This is a genomic window from Duganella sacchari, assembly GCF_900143065.1.
Taxonomy (GTDB): domain Bacteria; phylum Pseudomonadota; class Gammaproteobacteria; order Burkholderiales; family Burkholderiaceae_D; genus Rugamonas; species Rugamonas sacchari.
In genome coordinates, this window is the sequence record NZ_FRCX01000006.1 from 403,501 (window position 1) to 422,823 (window position 19,323).

Sequence of the window (19,323 nt, forward strand, 5' to 3'; positions counted from 1 at the left end):
AGACACCGATGGTCCAACGCACACCCGATCCCGCCGATCTGGAGCCGATCGAGCGCGCCAGTCGCGACGAACTGCAAGCGCTGCAACTGCAACGCATGCAGTGGACGCTGAAGCACGCCTATGAGAACGTGCCGCACTACCGCGCCGCGTTCGACCAGGCAGGCGTGCATCCGGATGATTTGCGCACGCTGGCTGACCTGGCCAAGTTCCCGTTCACCGGTAAAAAAGACCTGCGTGACAACTATCCCTTCGGCCTGTTCGCCGTACCGCAGGACCGCGTGGTGCGCGTGCATGCGTCGAGTGGCACCACCGGCAAGCCGACCGTGGTTGGCTACACTCAGAACGATATCGACACCTGGGCGCACGTTGTGGCCCGCTCGATCCGCGCTGCGGGCGGGCGTCGCGGCGACATGGTGCACATCTCCTACGGCTACGGTCTGTTCACGGGCGGCCTTGGCGCGCACTACGGCGCCGAACGCCTTGGCTGCACTGTCGTGCCCATGTCCGGCGGCCAGACCGAAAAACAGGTGCAGCTGATCCAGGACTTCAAGCCATCGATCATCATGGTCACACCGTCCTATATGCTGAACATCATCGAGGAATTCCAGCGCCAGGGCCTGGACCCTGTCGCCAGCTCGCTCAAGGTCGGCATCTTCGGCGCCGAGCCCTGGACTGACGCCATGCGCGCCGAGATCCAGCAGCGCGCCGGCATCGATGCCGTTGACATCTACGGCCTGTCGGAAGTGATGGGGCCGGGCGTCGCCAGCGAGTGCATCGAAAGCAAGGACGGCCCGGTGATCTGGGAAGATCACTTCTACCCGGAGATCATCGATCCTGAAACGGGCGAGGTGCTGCCGGATGGTGAAGAGGGCGAGCTGGTATTCACCTCGCTGAGCAAAGAGGCGCTGCCCATCATTCGCTACCGCACGCGCGACCTCACGCGCCTGCTGCCGCCCACCTCGCGCAGCATGCGCCGCATCGGCAAGATCACCGGCCGTTCGGACGACATGCTGATTATCCGTGGCGTCAACGTGTTCCCGACCCAGATCGAGGAATTGATCTGCAAGATGCCGAAACTGGCGCCGCAGTATCAGCTTGTCATCAGCCGCGAAGGCCATCTCGACAAACTGGACGTACTGGCAGAACTGCGTCCCGAGACGGCCGCCGGCGACGTGGAAGCGCTGGCGCGCGAGCTGCAGCAGCGCATCAAGACCAATGTGGGCGTCAGCACCACCGTCAAACTGCTGCCACCCAATGGCATCGAACGCACGCTGACCGGCAAGGCCCGCCGCGTGATCGACCAGCGCCCGAAAAACTAAGGAGACAATGTGAATCAAGCTTACATCTGTGACGCCATCCGCACGCCGTTCGGCCGTTATGGCGGCGCCCTGTCCAGCGTACGCACGGACGACCTGGCGGCGCTGCCGATTGCCGCACTGATCGCCCGTAACCCCGGCGTCGACTGGACGCGCGTGGACGATGTCTACTACGGCTGCGCCAACCAGGCTGGCGAAGATAACCGCAACGTCGCACGCATGGCGGCGCTGCTGGCCGGGTTGCCGGTGGATGTCCCTGCCAGCACTATCAATCGTCTGTGCGGCTCGTCGCTGGACGCGGTGGGCATGGCGGCGCGCGCCATCAAATCCGGTGAGGCGCAGCTGGTGATTGCGGGCGGCGTGGAGAGCATGTCGCGCGCGCCGTTCGTCATGGGCAAGGCCGACAGCGCGTTCTCGCGCGCTGCCAAAATCGAGGACACCACCATCGGCTGGCGCTTCGTCAATCCGCTCATGAAGGCGGCGCATGGCACCGACTCCATGCCGGAAACGGCGGAAAACGTCGCGCAGGAATTCGGCATCAGCCGCGCCGACCAGGATGCGTTTGCACTGCGCAGCCAGCAGCGCTGGGCCGCCGCCCACGCAGCTGGTGTGTTTCGCGACGAGATCGTGCCGGTGACGCTGCAGCAGCGCAAAGGGGACCCGAAGATCGTCGATACCGACGAACATCCACGTCCGGAGACCACGCTGGAGATGCTGGCCAAGCTCAAAGGCGTGGTGCGTCCCGATGGCAGCGTCACTGCGGGCAACGCATCCGGCGTCAACGACGGCGCCTGCGCGATCCTGCTGGCCTCCGCCGCAGCGGCCGAGCAGTACGGCCTGCGCAAGCGCGCGCGCGTGCTGGGCATGGCCACGGCCGGCCTGGCGCCGCGCATCATGGGCTTCGGCCCGTCGCCGGCGTCGAAGAAGGTGCTGGCGCAGCTGGGCCTTTCCATCGCCGACATGGATGTGATTGAACTCAACGAAGCGTTTGCCGCACAGGGCCTGGCCGTCACGCGCGACCTTGGGCTGGCCGACGACGCGCCGCACGTCAATCCGAATGGCGGCGCCATCGCCATCGGCCATCCGCTGGGCGCCTCCGGTGCGCGCCTGGTACTGGCAGCGCTGCACCAGCTGGAACGCACCGGTGGCCGCTATGCGCTGTGCACCATGTGCATCGGTGTGGGCCAGGGCATCGCCGTCGTTATCGAACGGGTATAGCCATGGTCAAGGTCTACGAAATCAATGGCGTTACTCCGGTGGTCCACCCGACCGCCTATGTTCATCCCAGCGCAGTATTGATCGGCGACGTCATCGTCGGTCCGCGCTGCTATATCGGCCCGCTGGCGGCGCTGCGCGGCGATTTCGGCCGGCTGATCCTGGAGGAGGGCGCCAATCTGCAGGACACCTGCGTCATGCACGGCTTCCCCGGTTGCGACACGGTGGTCGAACAGGATGGCCATATCGGCCATGGCGCCGTGCTGCATGGCTGCCGCATCGGCCGCAATGCGCTGGTCGGCATGAATAGCGTCATCATGGACAACGCGGTGGTCGGCGCAGACAGCATCGTCGCCGCGATGAGCTTCGTGCGCGCCGGCATGGAGATCCCGCCACGTAGCCTGGCGGTTGGTTCGCCCGCCAAGGTCGCGCGCGAACTGCGCGACGATGAAATCCAGTGGAAGACCGGCGGCACCGCGCAGTACCAGGAATTGGCCGTCCGCTCCATGCAGACCATGCGCGAAACCGAGGCGTTGACCGCGCCCGAGCCGGACCGCAAACGCATCCATTGGGACAGCGCGCTGCCGCTGCACCTGCACAAGAACGCCTCAGCTTAATCAACGGAGACTCCCCATGGCATCAACCCTGCAAAGTTTCATCGCTGGCCGCTGGATTGGCAGTGAATCCGCCACGCCGCTGCACAGCGCCCTGACCAATGCGGTGATTTATCACACGCATGCCGACCGCATCGACTTCGACGAAGCCGTCACCTACGCGCGCAAGACCGGCATTCCCGCGCTGATGCAGATGAACTTCCAGCAGCGCGCCCAGCGCCTGAAGGCGCTCGCGCTGTATCTGATGAGCCGCAAGGAAGAGCTGTACGCCATCTCGCACCAGACTGGCGCCACGCGCGCCGACAGCTGGGTGGACATCGAGGGCGGCACCGGCACGTTGTTTGCCTACGCCAGCATGGGCAGCCGCGAGCTGCCGTCGTCCAATGTGCTGCACGAAGGCCCTGCCATGGCGCTGGGGAAGAACGGCGGTTTCTCCGGCACCCACATCCTGGTGCCGCGCGGCGGTCTGGCGGTGCACATCAACGCCTTCAACTTCCCGATCTGGGGATTGCTGGAGAAATTTGCACCAAGCTTCCTGGCCGCCATGCCGTGCATCGGCAAGCCGGCTACCGCCACCAGCTATCTGACCGAGGCGCTGGTGCGTCTCATGAACGAGTCCGGCCTGCTGCCGGAAGGCGCGCTGCAACTGGTGATCGGCAGTACCGGTGATCTGCTGGACCGCCTGGGCGGCAGCGATGTGGTGACCTTCACCGGCTCCGCCGACACCGCCGCCAAGCTGCGCACCAACCGCAACCTGATCACCAATGCAGTGCCGTTCACCGCCGAAGCAGACTCGCTCAACTGCGCCATCCTGGCGCCGGATGTGACGCCGGATGACGCCGAATTCGACCTGTTCGTCAAGGAAGTCGCGCGCGAGATGACCGGCAAGGCAGGGCAGAAGTGCACCGCCATCCGCCGCATCATCGTGCCGGAGAATCTGGTGGATGCGGTCGGCACGCGCCTGCGCGAGCGGCTGGCCAAAGTCAGCGTCGGCGATCCGTCGGTGGAAGGTGTACGCATGGGCGCATTGGCTTCGCGCGACCAGCTGCGCGACGTTGCCGAACGCGTCGAACTGCTCGCGCGCGGCAACGAAGTGCTGTTCAGCGCCCGCGATGGCTTCCAGCCTGTGGGCGAAGGTGTGGCGGAAGGAGCCTTTTTTGCGCCTACGCTGCTGCTGTGCCGCGACGGCCACCGCAACGACGCGGTGCATGACGTCGAGGCGTTTGGTCCGGTCAGCACCATCGTCAGCTATAACGGCATCGACGAAGCGCTGGCCCTGGCCGCGCGCGGCAAGGGTTCGCTGGTGTCGACGCTGGTGACCAGGGACCCGGCCATTGCCGCTTACGCTGTGCCGATGGCGGCGGCCTCGCATGGCCGCGTGCTGATACTGGACAAGGAAGCGTCGGTTGACTCCACCGGCCACGGCTCGCCACTGCCGCAACTGAAGCACGGCGGCCCGGGGCGCGCTGGCGGTGGCGAAGAGCTGGGCGGCATCCGTGCTGTGCGCCATTTCCTGCAACGCGCTGCGGTGCAAGGCTCGCCGACCATGCTGGCGGCAGTGACTGGCGAATATGTACGCGGCGCCAAGGTGCAGGAAAGTGAAGTCCATCCATTCCGCCGCTATTTCGAAGACCTGAATATCGGCGACTCCCTGCTGACGCATCGGCGTACCGTGAGCGAAGCGGACATCGTCAACTTCGGCGGCGTGTCGGGCGACTATTTCTACATGCACTTTGACGAAATCGCTGCCAAAGATACGCAGTTCGGCCAGCGCATCGCGCACGGCTACTTTGTGCTGTCTGCCGCAGCGGGGCTGTTCGTGTCCCCGGCGCCAGGACCGGTGCTGGCCAACTACGGCCTGGATAACCTGCGCTTCATCACGCCAGTCGCCATCGGCGACACCATCCGCGCGCGCCTGACCTGCAAACGCAAGGTTGACCGCAACCGCACCGACGACAAAGGCGTAGGCCAGGGCGTCGTCGCCTGGGACGTGCAGGTCACCAACCAGCGCGATGAGCTGGTGGCCAGCTACGACATCCTGACCCTGGTGATGAAGCGCGCCTGATCAGCGCTTCAAGCCAAACGGATCGTCGATGCTGTGGGCGGGTTCGGTGAACCATTTCGGGCCGCTTTCTGTCATGTAGAAATGGTCCTCGTGGCGGACGCCGAATTCGCCGGGAATGCAGATCATCGGTTCGTTGGAGAAGCACATGCCGATGTCCAGCGGAGTCTTGTCGCCGCCCACCAGGTAGGGCCACTCGTGGATATCGAGACCGATGCCGTGGCCGGTGCGGTGCGGCAGGCCTGGCAGCTTGTAGCCGGGACCGAAGCCGTCGGCTTCCAGTGAGCGGCGCGCGGCCCGATCGACTTCTTCGCATGGTACGCCCAGCTGCGCTGCCGCGAATGCCGCCGCCTGCGCTTTCTTCTCGCTATTCCACACCGAACGCTGACGCTCGCTGATCGGACCATACACGTAGGTGCGCGTGATGTCGGAAATGTAGTTGTGCAGCTTGCAGCCGGTGTCGATGAGTACCGTATCGCCTTGCTTCAAGGTCTGCACGTAGCTGACGCCGTGCGGATAGGCGGTTGCTTCGCCGAACAGCACGATCACGAAATACGAACCACCTGCGGCGCCGACTTTGCGGTGTGCGCGGTCAATGAATGCCTCCACTTCCTTGGTGGTGATGCCTTCATGCAGAATGCTGGCGGTGGCGACGTGCACGGCCAGCGTCATGTCCTTGGCGCGCTGCATCAGTGCGATTTCGGCGGCGGACTTGCGGGTGCGGCAGTGCGCCGTGACGGGACTTGCATTCTCCAGCGCATAGCCTTCGGCCAGCGGACGGATGCCGTCGTAGATGAAGAAGGCGGCGCTCTCGCAGATGCCAACGCGCGGCGGCTGTGCAGCATTCGGCGCGAAGCCCATGCGTTTGAGCACAGCGATAAACAATGCGTAAGGGCTCTCGTGCTCATGCCAGCAATTGACCGCACCATCCACCAGCATGAAGTCCTTCAGCGTGCTTTCTTCAAACGCCGGCGCGATGTATTCCACGGCGCCTTGCGCAGGCAGGATGGCGCCCACCGTGCGTTCGCTCGCATGCCACTTGGTGCCGGTGAAGTAGGTCAGGTTGGCGCCAGCGTTGATGTAGATTGCTGCGATGCCTTGCGCCTGCATATAGGCTTGCGCGCGCGCGATGCGCTGCAGATGTTCGTCTTTGCCGATAGGGACTGCGCCCGCAGTCATGTCCGACAAGGAGGCCAACGCCTCTTCCATGGTCTTTCCGCCAATAGTCATTTTTATATCCCTGTTGTGATGCGCGAGGATCGCTCTGCGTGAGCTTTCGATCATATCAGTTTTGCGCTTCCGTGGACCATGGTCATGCGCCCGTAACACGCGATTGATAAGGTGCGCGCACCATTGTTTACACTTCAGGATAGCTCAATGCTGCACAATAAATTCATGATCCCTTCCGCCATCGCCATCATGCTGACCGTCGCTGCCTGCGGCGGTGATTCAGAGCCTGCCAGCGTTGCGCCGCCGCTTCCTGCAGGGCGCTGGATCGCAGGCGATCTGCATACCCACACCACACAGTCGGCAGACGCGGATGTCAGCCAGACGCTGGAGAAGATCCTCGCCAAGGCCTTTAGCAGCTATGGCCTGGACTGGATGGCGGTTTCCAACCATTTGCGCGTATCGACGCGTGACGAAAAAGGCATAGCGCTGGCGGCGTCGATTCCGATGTCGGTGGGGGCGGAGCGCTACGAAATTCCGCGCGTGCAGGCACTGCAAGCTGCCGGTACCTATGCCGACAAACTGATCTTCTCCGGCTTCGAGTGGGATATGCCGACACATGACCATATCGGCATTGGCCTGTTTGAAGGTACGGACAAACTGAGCTCTAGCACCAAGGGCATGAAGGAGTTCGAGTATCTGTTCACTACCCGTGATGCTGCGATGTTCGATGCCGCCGATGTCGCCGCCTGGAAGGCGAAATACGGCGAGACGCGCTACAACAAGACGGCCGACGATGCGCTGCAGGCGATCAACTGGCTGAAGCAGAATTATCCGAACACCAGCTACGCCGTCATCAATCACCCGTCGCGCAACAAGGGCAGCTACAGCATCGCCGACTTCCGCGCATTTAACGATGCGGCGCCCAACATCATGTTCGCGATTGAAGGCATGGTCGGCAATCAGATGGAACCGGACCGTGGCGGCTACACAGCTGCCTACACCGATGACAACGCGCTGCTGCGCGTCTACGGCGGCGTAGACTATATCGTGGCCAAACTGGGCGGCCCATGGGACGCGCTGCTGGGCGAAGGCCGCCGCATCTGGAATCTGACGGATTCGGACACGCACTTCAAGATCGTCGGCGGCAATAGCAGTGGCTACTTCCCTGGCGAATATGCCAAGAACTATGTGTTCAATAGTGCCACTGGCCAGCCGGTTGCAAAAGACCTGCTGGCAGGCCTGCGTTCGGGGAAAATGTTCTCGGTGTATGGTGATCTGATTAACGCGCTGGACTTCAACCTGGCCAGCGAGGACGACCGCAAGGAGATGGGCGGCGAACTGAAAGTCGCCAGCGGCGACAAGGTGACCATCACCATCCGCTTCAAGACGCCGGCCCGGAACAATTACGAAAAGCCGGTGGACAGCGGCACGCCTGTCAACGTCAAGCCGGTGGTCGATCACGTGGATCTGATCGTGGGCGATGTGGGTGCAAAGGCGACGCCTGGCACGGCAGCCTACAGCGTCGCCACCAATGCCAGCACCAGGGTCGTCAAGCGTTTCAGCAGCGCGGACTGGAAGGTGGATGCGGATGGTTACTACAGCGTCACCTACGAAACCACGGCCAGCAAGAATCAATACTTCCGCCTGCGCGGCACCAATCTGGGAACCGATGTCGCCGGCCTGACGCAAGGCGGTGAGCCGCTGGCCGATCAGCGCACCGGCACCACCGACAATACGCAGCGCTTCAACGACATCAATGATCGTAACTACCGCAGCCTGTGGTTCTATTCGAACCCGGTGTTTGTCACGCTGCGTTGATTATTTGATTATTTGGTTAGCAGGCTGACTTTGTCGAGCACAAAGGAGGTCTGCCGCGCGCGGTCTTCACGCATGGCGAATGACAGTGTTAGCTGCTGTCCTTTGAATGGCAGCAGGTCGAAGCTGCGGATCTGGTAGCCTTCGGCGGGCGTCAGGTTGGTGTAGGTGGCCAGTGTGGCGAGTATGGTGCTGCCACTGGCCGCGCGCAGCGAAACCACCATGGTGTCGTGGATGGCGCTGCCGGTTTCGCTGGTGTCGATGTGCAGCGCGAAGCTCAGTTGTGCGCTGGTTGCGGCGGCCGGGATCTGCACGCGTTGCGTCAGCGTCTCGCTGCTGCGCCGGCCGTTCCCGCCCAGCCAGGCGTAGCGCGTGCCTTCGTACGGCGCCTGGCCGCTGTGCGCGCCGATCACGCGGATGGTGCCGCGCCAGCCAGTGCTGCCGTTTTCAAAGCCGCCGTTGGTGATGCGCTCCACCGCCTCGCCGCTATCCCCACCGCCGCCACCCTCGTCGATATCGGCGCCGACGTTGATGGCGGCGTAGGCGCGCTGCACGGCGATGGCTTCTTTCGAGGTGCCGCCATACAGCTCCTGTGCCGCTTGCAGCACTTTGTTGCGCGCATCGGCATAATTGGTGGAAGAGGTGAATTTGGTGGTCAGCGCCTTGAACCAGATGCGATAAGCCTTGTCGTTACCGATGCCGCTCATGGCGGCCGGTGTGCGGGTCAGATAGGGGCTGTAGTAGTCGCCGGTGGTGTCGGCTTTGGAACCTTGCGAGAGAAAATAGAACATCCGGTTATTCGGTCCGCTGGCGTAGTGCACGTCCAGATTTTTCAGTGCGCTGCTCCACGCGTCCGGGCTGCGGCCGTCCTTGCTGGGTTTATACAGCCAGCGCAGTGGCTGGCCGCTCTTGCTGATCTCTTTGCCCATCATCCAGTCATTGCCGGCAGCCGGTACGCTGCTGCCCGTGTCGCCGTTGCGCGCATAGGCTTCCACCATTTCACCGCCAATGTCGGAGTTGGATTCATTGAGTCCGCCGGATTCGCCGGTGTAGATCAGGTTCGCGGTTGCCGCCGTAACGCCGTGCGACATTTCGTGGCCGATGACGTCGATCGCCCCCAGGCTGTAAAAGCTGTTGCCGTCGCCGATGTACATGCATTTGCAGCTGTCGTCATAAAACGCGTTGTCGTACGCTGTGCCGACGTGGGCGGCGATGTAGGTGGCGGTGTTGTTGCCGTCCAGTGATTGCCAGCCCAGCACATTCTTGTTGGTGTCGTAGGTGTTCATCAAGCCCCACAGCGCATTGACGGCGGCAGTCTGGCCGTTGGCGCTGGTGGTGCTGCCGCCGCTGTACTGCTTGCCGTCGCCCCAGGTATTGCTGTTGTTGGTGTAGATGCTGCCGGGGTTGGGATTGTTGGGCGAACTGTGGTCGGCGTTGGTGATGGCCATGCCGCCATATTTGCCGCCCGTGCCGCGCGCGGCGTCCAGCATCTGGAAGCCGCCGGCGGTCTGGGTGGTGTTGATCGGCACCTGGCCGTTGTACTGGCTGTTGCCGGTGCCGGTCACGGTCTGCAGCGTCGGCCACTTGGCGATGATGGCGCCGTCGCGCGCATCGACCACCACGTCGTAGTAAACCAGCTTGCCGTCCAGCGCCATGCGCAGCCGCACCATGTAGGCCAGCGCGTAGCGGTCCACCACTTCGCTGACGTCGAGCGCGTTGAGCTGGTCGTCGGGCTTGTCGCCGGCGGAGCTGGCGCGTATGGTTTTCATCACGGGATAAATCAGCAGCTCGGCGCTGGGCGGCCAGCGGTGCGTGGCGCCGGCGGCGATGTCCTGCACGGCGGCGCGGATGGCGTCATCGGCGGTCAGCGTCGGGGTCAGGTCGGCGGGTGTGGGCGGTGCGGCCAACGGCGCGGCGCCCGGCGTGGTTGCGGACGGGGCGATGCCCGGACGGCGGTCGGAGGAGGCGACGCTGACGATATCGCCAGCCGCATTGGTCACCACCACCGATTCGGAGCCGAACACGCGCAAGCCTTTGTAGGTGTGCTGGGCGCGCGTGATCTTCTGGCCGGTGATGCCGGGATGCTGGCTGCTGATGCGGAAGCTGTAGTCGTTGGTCAGGCCCTGGTGCGCGTCCAGGGCGGTGAGCCTGGCCACCAGCCCCGCGCTTTCCTGCGGCGTGGCGACGGTCACCGGCGCGGACATCAGTTGAGCGGCATGCAGCGGAATGCCGGCCAGGCACAGCGCCAGCAGGGGTGAGCGTAGTTTCATGACTTCCTCCCAGGTTGGTTGACGGAAGATTCACGCTATGCCGTGGCACCGGGAGGGGTTCTGTGCTGCGTCAACAAGCGCGCCGATTTCAGTGTTTGACACCCTCGCCGGGCACCGGTGTGAACAGGTCGTAGGGATAGGTGAACACCCAGTCGGCGTAGCGCGTCTTGTTGGCCAGGCCGACATCGTCGTCGTCGAAATTGCCCTGCTTGATGGGGCGTTGGGTGGACAGCGAACGAAGGCCGACGATGCGCCCCTGCTGCCGGACCAGCACCCAGTCCGGCTTTCCGGTGACGGGGTCGTTGTACAGCCGCCGCAGGTAGCGGCGTGCGCCGGGGAAGCGCGGGTCCTTGAGCAGCTCTTCCAGCGTCAGCGGATACTCGTTGGGCTGGCCCGGTGCGGTGTAGTAGCGCTCCAGCGCGACGCGGAATTCGTGGCCAATGAAGATCAGCTCACGCTCCTTGTCGCGCCGCGTGGCGGTGGCGTAAAGGTCGGCGGCGATGGTCAGCCCCACGCCCATGAACGCGATCAGCATGAGCGTCCACAGGTAGGCAAAGCCGCGCTGCTCAGAACTGGTCGAAGGACGTGCCATCGCGGGTTTTTCCTTTGGCGCCGCTGCGGACATCGGCGATGCCGGGTTTGTCGGCGTCGGGCGAAGGCAGCAGCTGCCAGGTGGCGGCGGATTCGGTGACGGGGTCCAGCGGCACCTGGCGGAAGTAGTGCAGTGTCACCAGGTCGGCCAGTGCGGCCGGGTACTCGCCTTTGTCAGCATAATATTTGTCGATGCCGCTGCGTAGCACCTGCAGGTTTTCGCGCAGCGCCACTTCCTTGGAGCGCTCGACCGAGCTGAAATAGCGCGGCACGGCGATGGTCAGCAGCAGCGAGATGATGGCCAGGACCACCAGCAGTTCGACCAGCGTAAAGCCGTGGATGCGTTTCATGGGTTCACCATAGTTTCAGCGGGATGCCGTTCAGGCCCGTCTTTTCGGAGCGCGAGCTGACGTCGAACACGTCGTCGCCTTCGGACGGATTGTCGGGCGGGGACGCGTAGCTGCGCAGCGACCAGCCGGTTTGCTTGTCCGGTCCATCCTGCGTGGCAAACGGGTCGGCCGGGATGCGCCGCAGGAAGTACATATTCTGCTTGCGCGGGCTGCGCTGGTCGGGCACACCGATGACCAGATCCTCCAGTTTTTTCGGGTAGCCGGAATCGCCGATGGACAGCTTGATGTGGCCATTGTCGGCGGCGCGCTTGTAGGCGTCGATGGCCTGGCGAATCTCGATCAGCGCGGTGCGCAGCCGCTGTTCTTTTTCGCGCTGCACGGCCATCTGCGCCATGGGCGCGGCCACCATGGCCAGCGTAGCAAGAATGGACAGGGTAATCATCAGTTCGATGAAGGTGAACCCTTGCTGGCCGTGGTGCGTCATGGCTGCTGGCCTTTGCGTGGCGCGGCGGCGGGGGCGGGATCGCCGCCGGTCATGGACGAACCGCCCGTCATGCTGCTGGGGGCAGCTGCGGGTGCGCTGGACGTCACGGCGGCGGGCGCTTCCTGCTGGTTGTCGTCCGCAGCGGCGTTGGCGGAGAAGCTGGATGATGATGACGACGCGGCGGCCACCTGCACGCGGCCGCCGATGTCGGAATCGGTGCCGGCATTGAATTCCGCCACCGCCAGCTCGGGCCGGCGGATCGAGCGCAGGATGCGCGGTGTGATCGACAGCACGATCTCGCTGCGCGTGTTGTCGTCCTTCTGCGTGCCAAACAGGCGGTTCAGCACCGGCAACTGGCCGATGCCCGGCACCTTGTTGGCGGTGACACGGTCTTCGTCGTTGATCAGGCCCGCCAGCACCTGGGTCTCGCCGTCCTTGAGGCGCAGCACGGTGGAGGCGCTGCGGGTGCCGATCTGGTAGGCGGTGGTGCCGGACTTGCTGTACACCTCCTTGACCACGCTGCTGACTTCCAGCGCGATCTTGATGGCCACTTCGTCGTCCAGGTAGACATTCGGCTCGACGTCGAGCTTGAGGCCGACGTCGATATAGTTGACGCTGTCGGCGCTGACGCCGTTGTTGGTGGTGACGGTGATGACCGGCACGCGGTCGCCGATCAGCACCTTGGCCTTGTCCTTGTTGCGCACGCGGATGCGCGGGTTGGCCAGCAGGTTGCTGTCGGTGTCGTTGCGGTTGGCGTTGAGCGTGACCGGGCCGATGCCGGCGGAGATGGTTTTGCCGGTAATGTTGCGCAGGTCGTTCACCAGTAGGCCGTTGATCTGGTCACTGCCGATCAGTTTGAGCGTGGCGGAATCCGGCCACTGGATGCCAAGCTGCTGGATGCTGGTGCGCTTCACTTCCAGCACTTCCACTTCCAGCATGACTTCGGGATCGGCGACGTCCTGCACGGCGATGATGCGTTCGGCCATGCGGACCATTTCCGGCGTATCGCGCATGATGATGGTGCCGATACGTTCGTCGGTGACGATGTCCTTGGCCTTGAGCAGCGTCTTGAGCGTGAACGCCACGGATTTGACGTCGGCGTTGGCCAGGAAGAAGCTGCGCACCACGAGCTGCTGGTAATCCTTCACCTTCTGCGGGTTGTTGGGGTAGATGGTGATGGCGCGTTCGCCGGTGACGCTCTGTTCGAGCTGGTTGGCGCTTAGCAGCATGGTGATGGCTTCTTCGATGCTGGTGTCGCGTACCGAGATGGTGGCGCGCAGGTTGGGATCGACGTCGCGGTCGAAGACGAAATTGAGGCCGGAGACGCGGCTGATGAGGTCAAACACGGAGCGCAGCGGCGCATCGCGGAATTCCAGCGTGATGGGCTTGCGGTAGGCGGCCGCCAGTCGTCCGCTGGCGGGACGCAGCCGGGTCTGGGCGTCGGTCAGGCGGACTTGCAGGTTTTGCAGGGCGCGCTGGTTGGGCCGTTGCACCAGCAAGGGGCGCAGCAGCGCTTGCGCCTGGGTCAGATTGGCGTCGCCGCCGCGCTGGTACAGCGCTTCCGCATCCGCCAGCACCTGCTGCTGTTTCTGGTCCTGTGCCAGCGCTGCCAGCCCCTGTCGGGCGACGACGTTGGCGGCATCGATGGCCAGCGCCTGCTGGAAGCTGGCTTCCGCCTCGGCGGCCTGACCCTTGATGCGCAGCGTTTCACCGCGGGTGTTGTAGGCGTTGACCAGCCGCAGTTTGCGGTTCAGCAGCACCAGGCGGTACTCAGCGTTGTGCGGGTCGTCGCGCACGGCCTGTTCCAGTTTGGCCAGGCCAGGTTCAACCTGGCCGGCGTCCAGCAGGGCATTGCCTTCCTTGAAGGCGGAATTGCTGGCGCAGGCGGTGAGCAGCAGCGCGGCGGCCAGTGCGGAGGACAGCGCAGCAAGGCGGAATGGCATCAAAGGTTTCAATTGGCGTCCCCTACAACAAGTGTTTGTGGTTGGTTGAGCGGCAGGTAGAGCACATGCAGGGTGCCGTCGCTGACGCGTTCGAGGCGGTAGCTGTCGTTGATCTTTTCGCCGGGCCGGGCGATGACGTTCTGGCCATCAACCTGGAAGAAATAGGCGGTATTGCCGTCGTCGGAGTAGCGGCCCAGGTACTGGAACGGCAGTGGCGGCGGGCCGCTGGCAGCTTCGGCTTGCGGCGCTGCTGCGCGGGCCTCGGCCGGCTTCAAAGGCGCAGACGGCGCCGCCTGTCCGCCCCAGCTCTGCTTGGCGAAGGCGTCGCCCAGTTCTTCGTCGCTGACGCGTGCGTGGATGTGCAGATCGACGGTTGGTGCGGCGGCGGGCGCCTCTGCCGCTGCAAGTGCGCTGGCCGGCGCTTCGCGCGGCGTGGCGGCGGCCGGAGCGACGACCACGCCGTCGTCGTCAGGCGCAAACCAGGCGGCCAGCACGGTGGCTGCGGCGGCGATACCCAGGACTGCTTTTCTCATGGCCGCTGCTCCATCTGGCGTACCAGCAGGACGAACTGCAGGCGCGCTTCGACGGCGCCCGAGGCGATCTGCTCGCGCTTGAAGGACACCGATTCCAGCGTCAGCGAAGGCAGGGCCTGCAGCACGTTGATGATGAATTCCTGCACGCGCGGGAAGTCGGCTTTCACCGGCAGCGTGATGCGGTAGCGCAGGAAGCTGCTGCCGGCATCCTGTTCCGGCTTGTATTCGGCCTTGGCCAGCGTGATGCCGCTTTGTTCGGCGAGGCGCACCATCTCCTTGAGCATGTCGGGGATGGTGTCGTGCGCGGGCAGGAAGGCCTGGAAGGCGGCCACGCCATCGGCGCTGGTGGGCGCGGCGACACGCGGCGCGGCCGCGCTGAGGACGGCAGTGTTGATTTCCTGCGTCAGCAGTTGCTGGCGCTGCGCCAGCTGCGTGGCATGCCATTGCAGCAGCACGGCGACGGCGATGGCGGCCACGCCGGCAATGGCGCCGGGGCCGGCCTGGCGCAGCAGGCGGCGAGCTTGCCAGCCGTGGCGCGCGGTGTGCTGCGGCGTGCCGCGCCAGCTGGTCAGGGATGCGAGTTTTATTCGCGCCATAGGGCCTCCAGTTGGAAGCGGTAGGCGTCGCCCGCCGCTTCGTGCTTGATCAGGTAGACGGAGCGGAACAGGCGCTGCTGGTTAAGGAAGGCCAGGTAGTTCAGCATGTCTTGGGCGGTTTGCGCTTCGGCGCTGATTTTCAGGACGCCGGCCGGCGTGGCCGCAGTGTGGGTGGCGCTGCTTTCGCCGTCCTGCGGCGGCTGGCCGTTGAGGTCCAGGCCGAGCAGGGCGACGTGGATGTCTTCGGGCGCCTGCACGGTTTTGAGCAGGCGCACCACGGGCAGGTTGAGCTGGCGCACGGCGCCGGCAATCACGGCCAACTGCTTGTCGAGCGCCTGTTGCTGCTGCGGCGACAACGCGGGCTGGTTGCGGCGTGCGGCGCTGCGTTCGCTGCGGGCGGCTTGCGTGTCGAGGCGGTGCTGCAGGCGCTGGACTTCCTGCATGGGGCCGAGCCAGTGGTAGGCGGCGCTGGCCAGCGTGATGGCGCCCACGGCCGCCAGCGCCAGGCGCCAGCCTTGCAGCGGCGCGCTGCGCGGGATGAAATTGAGGGTGCTCATGCGGCGGCCTCGATCAGGGTGGCAGGAGCGGCGCCATACAGGTCGTCGGCGAGTTCGAATTGCTGCGGCAGTGCGGTGGCGGGTGGCGCTGCCAGGTTGATGACGGTGACGCGGGGGATGCCGGCCAGTTCGGGCATGCGCAGCAGCCAGCGCTGCCAGGCTTGCGGCAGTTCGCGCGACCAGTCGGCGTTGCTGGGCTGGGTGTGCAGGGCGCTGATGCGGCCGCGCGTGATGGCGGCCAGCGTCAGGCGGCCCGGTTCGGCCAGGGCCAGCGCGCCAGGGGCCGATCTGGCGCCGGTGCCGTTGCCAGGGCCGGTGCTGGTGCGGGGCAGCCAGCGCAGCGCAGCGCCCAGCGCGGGTTCGATGGCGTGGCATGGGTGGCCGCTGGCCTCGGCCAGCGCGGTCAGGGCTTGCAGCAGGACGCTGTCGATGCCGCAGATGGCGCGCGCATTGCCGTAGGGCGCGTCGTCGGCGACGATGCGCCAGCCCAGCGCGGCGTCGCCGTACAGTGCGGCCAGCTGCATTTGCAGGAAGCGGTGGGCGGCCGGTTCGGACAGCAGGGCGTCGCTCCACGGTACGATCGCCAGTTGCTGCCAGCGGCTGGACAGGCTGATTTCCAGCGGCAGACCGGCGAGCGACAAGGCGCCAGCGGCGGCGCTGGCGGCGTCGCCGCGCGCCTGTAGCAGCAGTGCGTGCAGCGCGTCGACAGCGGGCTGCCAGTGGCCGCCGGGGTTGGCCAGCGCGATCTGCTGCTGGCTGCCGTCAATGAGTCGCTGGCCCTGGCGCACGGCGGCGCGCAGCTGGTGCGGCGCCAGGTGTACGCACAGGGTGCGCGGCGCCATGCTGCGCTGGCGGACGGCGTACAGCAGCTGCCGCAGTTGCTTAGTAAGTGACACGATTCAGCTCCTGCAAAGTGGTTTCACCCAGCCGCACCAGGTCCAGGCCAGCGCTGCGCGCGAGCCGGAAGCCCATGGCGGCGGCTTCTTCTTTCATGCGGCTGACGGGCGCGCGGGTGCAGATCATTTCGCGCATGGCGTCGTTCAGCACCAGTACTTCGGCCACCGCCTTGCGGCCCTTGTAGCCGCTGCCGCGGCAATGGCCGCAGCCGGCGCCCGCCTTGAATACCCAGCCTTCGACGGCGGCGGCGGTGAGGCCGCTGTCGTGCAGCTCGGCCGGATCGGGCGCCACTTCCACCGCGCAGTGCTCGCAGTTGAGGCGCAGCAGGCGCTGGGCGACGATGCCGTTGAGCGCGGCGGCGAAGCTGTAAGGATCGACGCCCATGTGCAGGAAGCGGCCCACCACGTCAAACACGTTGTTGGCGTGGACCGTCGTGAATACCAGGTGGCCGGTCAGCGAGGCCTGCACGGCGATTTGCGCGGTTTCGTCGTCGCGGATTTCGCCGATCATGATTTTGTCGGGATCGTGGCGCAGGATGGAGCGCAGGCCGCGCGCGAAGGTCAGGCCCTTTTTCTCGTTGACGGGAATCTGCAGCACGCGCGGCAGGCGGTATTCGACCGGGTCTTCGATGGTGACGACCTTGTCGCGGCCGGTGTTGATTTCGGTGATGGCGGCGTACAGCGTGGTGGTCTTGCCGGAGCCGGTGGGGCCGGTCACCAGCAGCATGCCGTGCGGCTTGGCGGCCAGGCGGCGGATCTGCACGATGGCGTCGGCGTTGAGGCCCAGGCTTTCCAGCCGTAGCGACTGCGCGGCTTCGGTCAGTGCGCGCCGGTCCAGCAGGCGCAGCACGGCGTCTTCGCCAAAGATGTTGGGCATGATGGAGACGCGGAAGTCGATCTCGCTGCCTTTCACGCGCACTTTGAAGCGGCCGTCCTGCGGCACGCGGCGTTCGGCGATGTCGAGTTCCGCCAGCACCTTGATGCGCGAGATGATCTGTTCGGCCATCTGCAGGCCCTGTACCTGGCCGGCCTGCACCAGCACACCGTCGACACGGTATTTGATGGTCAGGCTGTTGGCTTCGCACTCGAGGTGGATGTCGCTGGCCTGGAATTTGAGCGCGTCGTAGATGGTGGAGTTAACCAGCTTGACCACCGGGCTGCTGTCTTCGCGGATGCGCAGCAGCGAGATATCTTCGACGCCGGCTTCGGGCGTGTTGTGGCTGTCGTCGCCGTCGGCGCCCAGCATGCCGGCCATGGCCTGCTGCACGCTTTCCTGCTGCGCCAGATAGGCGGCCAGGTCGTCGGCATGCGCCAGCGCCACGCTGTAGTCGCCGGCGATGGCGTAGCTGGCCCAGTGCAGCGTGTCGTCGGCCAGCGGGTTGGCGATGACCAGCGTGGGCGCGGCCAGCGCGCCGCCGTTGCCGTCAGCGCGCAGCAGCACGCAGTCGCGCTGGACGCAGTCGGTGTAGGGCAACAGGTCAAACGCGGGCAGCGCCGCCTGCAGGCGCGCCATGGGCCAGGCCGGATAGCAGAACAGCGCGGCCAGCTGGCGCGTGAATTCTTCCGCCGTCAGGCCGCATTGTTCCTGCAGCAGCGCCATGGCGGGACGGCCTTGCGCCAGCGCGGCGGCGCGCGCGCCGTGCAGCAGTTCGGGCGTGAGGATGGCCGGTTCGCGTGCATTCATGAGAGACTCCCTGCCAGTTCAAAAATCGGCATATACATGAGGACCACCACGCCGCCGATGACCACGCCGATAATGGTCATCAGCAGCGGCTCCAGCAGACGCGAGGCCCAGTCCACCCAGCGGGCGAATTCTTCGTCGTGGAAGCTGGCCGAGCGCTCCAGCATGTCGCCGAGGCGGCCGGTGTTTTCGCCGACCTTGAGCAGCGACTGCGCCACCGGCGTGGCCAGGCCTTGCTGCTCGAGCGCGGTGGAAAACGGCAGGCCCTGTTCGACGGCGCGCCGCGTCTGCGCCAGCGCCAGTTGCTGGGCCGGCGTCAGCATGGCGCTGCCCATGGCCAGCGCCCGGGTCAGCGGAATGCCGGCGTGCAGCAGCAGGCTCAAGGCGCGGTAAAAGCGCGCCAGGCGGAACTCGGCGGCGCGCGCGGCCAGCAGCGGTAGGCGCAGCACGGCTTGCAGCATGCGCTGGCGGGCGCGCGGGTTGGTCGCGGCGTGGATGGCCGCAACCACCACGGCGGCCAGCGCCCCTGCGCACAGCCACGGGTGGGCGGCCAGCGTCCGGCCCATGCCCAGCAGCAGTTGCGACGCCCACGGGATCTCGCGCCCGGCACTTTCGTACACCACGCTGAAGCGCGGCACCACGTAACCCATCAGGAACAGCGTGACCAGCGTGCCGACCACCAGTAGCATCACCGGGTAGATCGCGGCTGACACCAGCTTTTTGCGGATGGCGTCGAACTGCAGCTGGTAGCTGACAAAGCGCGCCAGCGCCTGCGGCAGGTGACCGGAGCGTTCGGCCGCGTGCACGGTGGCGATGTAGAGGTCGGGGAAGATGGCCGGGAACGTGGCCAGCGTGTCGGAAAAGCTCAGGCCCTGTTGCATGGCGCGCTGCAGCGCGGCCAGGATGGCGCGGGCGCCGGCACGGGTTTCCTTGCTGTGCAGGGTGGCGATGGCTTCGCTGAGGTTGAGGCCAGCCTCCAGCAGCGCCAGCAGCTCCTGGCTGAATTGCAGCAGCGGGAACGCTTGCGCGCCGCGGCCGCCAGTAACAGGCAAACGCGCAGCGGCCGGCGCGTGCTGATCCGCACCGTCGTTGCCGACAGTGGCGATGCTCAGCACGCGCCAGCCGCTGCGCGCTGCCTGCCGGATCGCCTCCGCCTCGCTGGCGGCGGTGATCGCGACAGACTGCGGGCCGGCAGGCCCGCCTTGTACTTCTAGCCGATACTGCATCGCT

At 65.4% G+C, this 19,323-nt stretch carries 17 protein-coding genes; 5 read left to right on the forward strand and 12 right to left on the reverse strand.

The window, feature by feature from the left end:
• The first annotated feature begins 8 nt into the window (after positions 1 to 8).
• From paaK to paaZ, 4 genes are read left to right on the forward strand one after another with little or no spacing between them, the layout of a single operon-like run.
• On the forward strand, positions 9 to 1,319 hold the full coding sequence (gene paaK / locus BUA36_RS15830) for a phenylacetate--CoA ligase PaaK (RefSeq protein ID WP_072786106.1): 1,311 nt from the start codon (positions 9 to 11) through the stop codon (positions 1,317 to 1,319).
• 9 nt (positions 1,320 to 1,328) lie between these two features.
• A complete protein-coding gene (gene pcaF / locus BUA36_RS15835) occupies positions 1,329 to 2,534 on the forward strand; it encodes a 3-oxoadipyl-CoA thiolase (protein ID WP_072786107.1) in 1,206 nt (401 codons plus the stop codon).
• Between the two features lie 2 nt (positions 2,535 to 2,536).
• Positions 2,537 to 3,148 (forward strand): phenylacetic acid degradation protein PaaY, encoded by a 612-nt coding sequence (gene paaY / locus BUA36_RS15840; RefSeq protein WP_072786108.1) that lies wholly within the window; start codon positions 2,537 to 2,539, stop codon positions 3,146 to 3,148.
• A gap of 16 nt (positions 3,149 to 3,164) precedes the next feature.
• Positions 3,165 to 5,210, forward strand: a complete 2,046-nt coding sequence (paaZ, locus tag BUA36_RS15845) for a phenylacetic acid degradation bifunctional protein PaaZ (RefSeq protein ID WP_072786109.1) — start codon at positions 3,165 to 3,167, stop codon at positions 5,208 to 5,210.
• Here paaZ and BUA36_RS15850 read toward each other — a convergent pair whose 3' ends face one another.
• Complete coding sequence (locus BUA36_RS15850) at positions 5,211 to 6,437, reverse strand: M24 family metallopeptidase (protein ID WP_084560182.1); 1,227 nt, start codon at positions 6,435 to 6,437, stop codon at positions 5,211 to 5,213.
• A 147-nt stretch (positions 6,438 to 6,584) separates the two neighbouring features.
• On the opposite strand from BUA36_RS15850, the gene BUA36_RS15855 reads away from it, so the two are divergent.
• Entirely contained in the window at positions 6,585 to 8,195 is a 1,611-nt protein-coding gene (locus tag BUA36_RS15855) for a CehA/McbA family metallohydrolase domain-containing protein (RefSeq protein WP_072786110.1), read from the forward strand.
• Positions 8,196 to 8,203: 8 nt separating this feature from the next.
• Here the strand turns inward: BUA36_RS15855 and BUA36_RS15860 are convergent, their stop codons facing one another.
• From BUA36_RS15860 to BUA36_RS15910, 11 genes are all read right to left on the reverse strand, one after another.
• A complete protein-coding gene (locus BUA36_RS15860; protein ID WP_072786111.1) occupies positions 8,204 to 10,462 on the reverse strand; it encodes a M4 family metallopeptidase in 2,259 nt (752 codons plus the stop codon).
• A gap of 88 nt (positions 10,463 to 10,550) precedes the next feature.
• Positions 10,551 to 11,054 carry a type II secretion system protein gene (locus BUA36_RS15865; protein ID WP_072786112.1) on the reverse strand — a complete coding sequence of 168 codons (504 nt, stop codon included), beginning with the start codon at positions 11,052 to 11,054 and terminating at the stop codon, positions 10,551 to 10,553.
• Positions 11,029 to 11,403 carry a type II secretion system protein gene (locus BUA36_RS15870; protein ID WP_072786113.1) on the reverse strand — a complete coding sequence of 125 codons (375 nt, stop codon included), beginning with the start codon at positions 11,401 to 11,403 and terminating at the stop codon, positions 11,029 to 11,031. The genes BUA36_RS15865 and BUA36_RS15870 overlap by 26 nt, the downstream gene beginning before the upstream one ends.
• 4 nt (positions 11,404 to 11,407) lie before the next feature.
• Positions 11,408 to 11,887 carry a type II secretion system protein gene (locus BUA36_RS15875; RefSeq protein WP_072786114.1) on the reverse strand — a complete coding sequence of 160 codons (480 nt, stop codon included), beginning with the start codon at positions 11,885 to 11,887 and terminating at the stop codon, positions 11,408 to 11,410.
• Entirely contained in the window at positions 11,884 to 13,842 is a 1,959-nt protein-coding gene (locus BUA36_RS15880; RefSeq protein ID WP_229255725.1) for a secretin GspD/PilQ domain-containing protein, read from the reverse strand. Before BUA36_RS15880 ends, BUA36_RS15875 begins: the two co-directional genes overlap by 4 nt.
• Positions 13,839 to 14,363, reverse strand: a complete 525-nt coding sequence (locus tag BUA36_RS15885) for a hypothetical protein (RefSeq protein WP_072786116.1) — start codon at positions 14,361 to 14,363, stop codon at positions 13,839 to 13,841. Before BUA36_RS15885 ends, BUA36_RS15880 begins: the two co-directional genes overlap by 4 nt.
• Complete coding sequence (locus BUA36_RS15890) at positions 14,360 to 14,959, reverse strand: hypothetical protein (RefSeq protein ID WP_072786117.1); 600 nt, start codon at positions 14,957 to 14,959, stop codon at positions 14,360 to 14,362. The genes BUA36_RS15885 and BUA36_RS15890 overlap by 4 nt, the downstream gene beginning before the upstream one ends.
• Positions 14,947 to 15,516: a hypothetical protein gene (locus BUA36_RS15895; protein WP_072786118.1), complete on the reverse strand. Its 570-nt coding sequence runs from the start codon at positions 15,514 to 15,516 to the stop codon at positions 14,947 to 14,949. The genes BUA36_RS15890 and BUA36_RS15895 overlap by 13 nt, the downstream gene beginning before the upstream one ends.
• The gene (locus BUA36_RS15900; protein WP_139260593.1) at positions 15,513 to 16,412 is read right to left on the reverse strand and encodes a hypothetical protein; all 900 of its coding nucleotides are present in this window, start codon (positions 16,410 to 16,412) and stop codon (positions 15,513 to 15,515) included. Before BUA36_RS15900 ends, BUA36_RS15895 begins: the two co-directional genes overlap by 4 nt.
• The gene (locus tag BUA36_RS15905; protein ID WP_072786119.1) at positions 16,399 to 18,096 is read right to left on the reverse strand and encodes a GspE/PulE family protein; all 1,698 of its coding nucleotides are present in this window, start codon (positions 18,094 to 18,096) and stop codon (positions 16,399 to 16,401) included. Before BUA36_RS15905 ends, BUA36_RS15900 begins: the two co-directional genes overlap by 14 nt.
• Positions 18,093 to 19,319, reverse strand: coding sequence for a type II secretion system F family protein (locus tag BUA36_RS15910; RefSeq protein WP_072786120.1), 1,227 nt, complete (start codon positions 19,317 to 19,319; stop codon positions 18,093 to 18,095). The genes BUA36_RS15905 and BUA36_RS15910 overlap by 4 nt, the downstream gene beginning before the upstream one ends.
• Positions 19,320 to 19,323: the final 4 nt, after the last annotated feature.